5 protein-coding genes are annotated in these 4,452 nt (G+C 69.9%); all 5 read right to left on the bottom strand.

What is annotated here, in order from left to right; all coding sequences use genetic code 11:
- Positions 1 to 69 precede the first annotated feature (69 nt).
- The 5 genes from ACRDSQ_RS19970 to ACRDSQ_RS19950 all read right to left on the bottom strand — a co-directional run bounded on the left by ACRDSQ_RS19970 (position 70) and on the right by ACRDSQ_RS19950 (position 4,048).
- Positions 70 to 1,023, bottom strand: a complete 954-nt coding sequence (locus tag ACRDSQ_RS19970) for an AAA family ATPase (RefSeq protein ID WP_431423149.1) — start codon at positions 1,021 to 1,023, stop codon at positions 70 to 72.
- Positions 1,020 to 1,472 (bottom strand): hypothetical protein, encoded by a 453-nt coding sequence (locus ACRDSQ_RS19965; RefSeq protein ID WP_431423148.1) that lies wholly within the window; start codon positions 1,470 to 1,472, stop codon positions 1,020 to 1,022. The genes ACRDSQ_RS19970 and ACRDSQ_RS19965 overlap by 4 nt, the downstream gene beginning before the upstream one ends.
- Positions 1,469 to 2,134: a DUF4129 domain-containing protein gene (locus ACRDSQ_RS19960; RefSeq protein WP_431423147.1), complete on the bottom strand. Its 666-nt coding sequence runs from the start codon at positions 2,132 to 2,134 to the stop codon at positions 1,469 to 1,471. The genes ACRDSQ_RS19965 and ACRDSQ_RS19960 overlap by 4 nt, the downstream gene beginning before the upstream one ends.
- Before the next feature lie 231 nt (positions 2,135 to 2,365).
- Positions 2,366 to 2,887, bottom strand: coding sequence for a hypothetical protein (locus ACRDSQ_RS19955; protein ID WP_431423146.1), 522 nt, complete (start codon positions 2,885 to 2,887; stop codon positions 2,366 to 2,368).
- Positions 2,888 to 3,598: 711 nt separating this feature from the next.
- Positions 3,599 to 4,048 (bottom strand): hypothetical protein, encoded by a 450-nt coding sequence (locus ACRDSQ_RS19950; protein WP_431423145.1) that lies wholly within the window; start codon positions 4,046 to 4,048, stop codon positions 3,599 to 3,601.
- Between the last annotated feature and the right edge of the window lie 404 nt (positions 4,049 to 4,452).

The raw sequence follows: 4,452 nt of genomic DNA, 5'->3' as shown, positions 1-4,452 counted from the left end.
CGTCGGTGCCGCGCCAGCCCCAGCCGCCCGCGGCCCGGCGGGCCCGCGACCAGCCGAGGACCCGCTCACTCACCGGGTGCTCGCCGGTCCGGCGACCGTGCCCAGGAGTTCGGTCACCACAGCGATTCCGGTGACCCCGCTGCTCCAGGTCTCGGGCCGCAGCGTGAGCCGGTGCGCGAGCGCGGCGACGGCGCAGTCCTTGACGTCCTCGGGCACCACGTAGTCGCGGCCGTCGATCACGGCGAGCGCGCGGGCGACCAGCAGCAGCGCCTGCGACCCGCGCGGAGAGGCGCCCACCTCGACCGCGGAGTGGGCGCGGGTCGCGCGGGCCAGGTCGACGCAGTAGCGGATGACGTCCTCGTCCACATCGACCCGCTCGACCCCGGCCTGCACGTCGAGCAGCGTGGCCGCGTCGATCACCTGCGCGGCCTCGATGTCCTCGGTGCGCCGGTTCAGCCTGCGGCGCAGCACTTCCACCTCCTCCTCGGGCGGCGGGTACCCGACGTCGAGGCGAAGCAGGAACCGGTCGAGTTGGGCTTCGGGAAGGGGATAGGTGCCCTCGTACTCGATGGGGTTGGCGGTGGCGATGACGTGGAACGGGCGGGTCAGCGGGAAAGTGCGGCCCTCGACGGTGACCTGGCGTTCCTGCATGGCTTCCAGGAGAGCGGACTGGGTTTTCGGCGGCGTCCGGTTGATCTCGTCGGCCAGGAGCAGGCCGGTGAACACGGGCCCGGCGCGGAAGGCGAACTCGCGTTCGGCGGGGTCGAACAGGAAGGACCCGGTGACGTCGGCCGGCTGCAGGTCCGGGGTGCACTGCAGGCGGGCGAAGTCGAGGCCCAGCGCACGGGCAAGACCGCGGGCGAGCAGCGTCTTGCCGAGTCCGGGGACGTCCTCGATCAGGACGTGCCCGCCCGCGAGGACCGCCGCGAGCGCGAGCCGGACCGTGCGCTCCCGCCCGACGACGACATCGGCCAGCGCGGCCGTGACCGCGGCGGCCACGGACTCCACAGTGGACTGTTTCACGGCTTCTCCAGTCGGGCGAGCAACTCGGCGACCCGCTGCGGTGGCGGCAATGGGGCATAGGGGGAGGAGACAAGCTCCGCGAGCTCGGGCCCGAGGAAGTCGGCGGCCTCGGCCCCGGACAGCCCGCGCTCCCGCACCGCGGCGTCCGCCAGCGCCCGCAGCCTCGGCTGGACTCGGGAGACGAACCGCACTTGGTCTCCCGCGGCTTCGGCGAGTCGGCCCGCGAGGTTCGCGGCCTGCAGGTCGGTGGCCGAGCCCTCGGGGTCGGGCACGGCCCTCCACAGTGGATCGAGCGGGCCGGCGTAGCGGGTGGCCAGCAAGGTGACGGAGCCGCCCGCGATGCCCAGGCAGGCGGACCAGAAAAGGGGGATGTTGCCGGGCCAAACCCCAAGCGCGGCAACGAGTGCGGCCACGACAAAGGCCAGGAACCAACTCCTGCCGGGACTCACGACCGCACCCCGCTCTCGATCCGGCGCAGCGCCTCGGAAGCGGCGTCGGCGTCGGCCTCGGTGACCTGCCCCGGCGGGCCGAACCGCGCCCGGTGGTACAGCCGCCGCAGATCGACCACCGCCGCCCCGTCGAGGTCCTGCTCGGTGACCACCCGGACGGTGAACTCGGTCGGCGTCTCATGGGCCGCCCGGCGGCGGGCGGCGGCGTCTTCCAACACCAGCCAGGCGGCCACGATCGCGTCGGCGGGCGGCCCACCGGCCCGCCTGCTCAACTCGACCCGCGCCGCGCGCGCCGCCTCCACCAGATCCGTGGGAGACCCACCCGAGGGCAACTCGGCCCCGCGCGGCTCCTCCAGTTCGAACCGGGCGAACCGAGCGCGGCGGCGGCGCAGACCGGCCAGCATGGCCAGCGCGCCTGCCACGAAGACCAGTAGCATCACGGCCGCCAGCAGCAGGAACACGCCCGCGGTGATCCCGCCGAGCAGGTCGAGGAAGAAGTTGCGCTCCCCCGGTTCCGTCCGCGGCACCGCAGCGCTATCCGGCCGCTCGATCACCGCCCCCAACGGCCCCCCACGCGGAACCGCCGACTCCCCGCGCGCCGCCGCGACCGCGAGCACCAGCATCGCGGCCACCACCAGCAACACGGGGAGGCGGTCCCTCATGAACCGAGCATGCCCCACCCGGACTATGGGCGCGATCACATTCGGGTAATGACGACCTCCACCTCCAAGACGCGCACCCGGATGTCATGCCCGGGCAGCAGCTTGCACAGGACGTAGGGGTGCCAAAGGAGAAGGACGATGAGCGCTGTCGACACAGGACTTCCTCAGCCCGCCTGGGAACACCGACCCCCGCGCGGCGGGATAGCGCACCACCGAGGGTACCGGCGTCGATCATTCAGCCGTACCGGCATTCGAGTGCCCGCCAAGCCACGCCTCGACCGCGGCCAGGTCGCCGATGGTCAGCCCGATCCGGGGGTCGACCCGCCAGAGTTCAGTCGGCACACCCACCCGCCTGCCAAGGAACGCGTCCCGCTCGGCGGGGTAGAGGTCGAAGTCGTCGTCCAGCCACACCAGGGGCCTGCCCGCCGCGAACCGCTCCACTGCGGGGAACTTCCACCGCCCACCCGAGTCGTCAAGCTCGACCACGCGGAGCACGGGAAGGCCTATGGCCGGCCCGATGACCGTGTTCGCCCGATGCCCCCACGTCGTCGCCCACGCGAGCTGCGCGCCAGTGCGTTCGGCCAAGCCCAGCAAGGACGGACCGAGCGCGGGGTTGAGCCAGAGGCGAAGCACCTTGCGCTTGTTCCACCGCGACAGCCGGATCCGGTGCTCCACGAACCCCACCCGCGTCTCCGCGGACCCGGCGAACGGGTTCAGCGGCCCATCGACATCGAGCAGCACCAGTGGTCTCACCGCACTGGGGCCGCTCTGCTGACTTTGCCGGCTACTGGGTCGTACCCGACGAGCGGGATCCTTGATCCCTCGGCGACGACCAAGACCGGTTGCCAACCTCGCGCCCGACCCCCCGAAGGAAACCGCACAGCACGTCCAACCGGTCTTGTCCCTGTAATTCCCTGAGGTCCACATCGAAGTCGATCTCGTCCGCCGAAGAGAAACGAAAGATCGCGAGAACCTCCGGCGCCGGCCAGACCCAGAGCTCCGTCGTGACGTCTTGTCGATCGAGGATCGCGTCCACGTGGCCGGGCAGGTCGACGGGACGGCCGTCCTCCTGGTACCGGTACGACATGCCGCTGGACCTGACAAGGTCCACAACCCGCTGCCAGTCCCCCGATGTCGTCGATGACACGTACACGTCCGGCAGGCGGCCCAACTCCGGGTCGAAGAGGTCGCGCACATCGTCCCAAAGCAGGTTAGGCTCCACGGTCAGCCACCACTTTCGCCTGGATGAGCACGTCCTCCACCATCGCCGGTGTCAGCCTGCCGGTGAACATACTCTGCTGACTCACGGTCGATCACTCGCCCGCCCCAGCATTCGAGTGCGGCCAGACGTCGACCGAGGCCAGGTCGTCGTCCAGCCAGACCAGAGGCCGCCCTGCTGCACACTGCTCCATCGCCCACCCTGATCGTCACCGAGGTCGACCACCCGCAACCACTATCGGCAGATCAGCCTCCAGGTGAGCGTGTTCCACTACCTGATCGTCCCGCTTCTACCCGGTCGTACTCCCGCAGGAGGTCGTCGATCAATGCCACCATCGACATCTTGATCTCGTCGGCGTCACCGAAGCCCATCTCGGCCTCTGCGGCAAGAGCTGGGAGAAGGGCGTCCGGCCCGCCTGCGAGCCCGCGCATCTCCTTCACAGCCTGCTCAACCACGTCGCTGGACAGCCGGTCCAAAGCGAGGTCTGCCAAACGGCGCGCCAGCCGCGTCGTGTCGACGGCACGAAGCAGTCGAAGCACGTCGAGTCCGTCCTTGGGCTTGAGCCGACGTGGTTGTTGTTGTCGCTCCGCGATCTTGACAATCTTTGACACGATGAGAGCGGCTGGACCCGCCACTTTGATCTCAAAGGATTGGGGGGTCGCCGCCGTGCAGTGCGGCGAGTAGGTGGACCTCATTGTCCGCGACCGCCGGTTCCAGTCCGAACGTCCTGCGAGCAGTCGCAGTGGCATCATGTGGGGGCTGAAGGTGGGCCGATCGTCGGCCGCCTTGGCCACAAAGCGCTTCGGGAGCCATAAGGTCGACCGTGATGCCGCCGGAGCCCACCCAACTCCCCGGTTGACTCCCCGGCACGAATCCCGCGACGCGCATCGCGTCCACGATCGACGGCTCATCTGCCAGCCGGTCGGGCACCAGCGCCAAGTCCGCATCCGTTGTGGTCGGCGCCGTCGCGAAGTCAGCATCGCCGGTGTGCAGGTAAACCGCTTGCGCGCCAACGAGGACAAGCGCATCACGGTGCGGTCCCAACCCAATACCAGGAACTTTAGGTTCGGGTGAGGATGGTCACGACTGTGGGTGGTGG

The organism is Actinokineospora sp. (assembly GCF_050699995.1).
In the GTDB taxonomy this organism is placed as follows: domain Bacteria; phylum Actinomycetota; class Actinomycetes; order Mycobacteriales; family Pseudonocardiaceae; genus Actinokineospora.
The sequence above is the reverse complement of the archived record's forward strand: the minus strand, read 5'-3'. Positions and strand labels throughout refer to the sequence as shown.

What these genes read in the sequence shown, in the direction of transcription:
- ACRDSQ_RS19960 (WP_431423147.1), bottom strand. Translation starts at nt 2,134, where the DNA reads ATGAGGGACCGCCTCCCCGTGTTGCTGGTGGTGGCCGCGATGCTGGTG.
- ACRDSQ_RS19950 (WP_431423145.1), bottom strand. Translation starts at nt 4,048, where the DNA reads ATGAGGTCCACCTACTCGCCGCACTGCACGGCGGCGACCCCCCAATCC.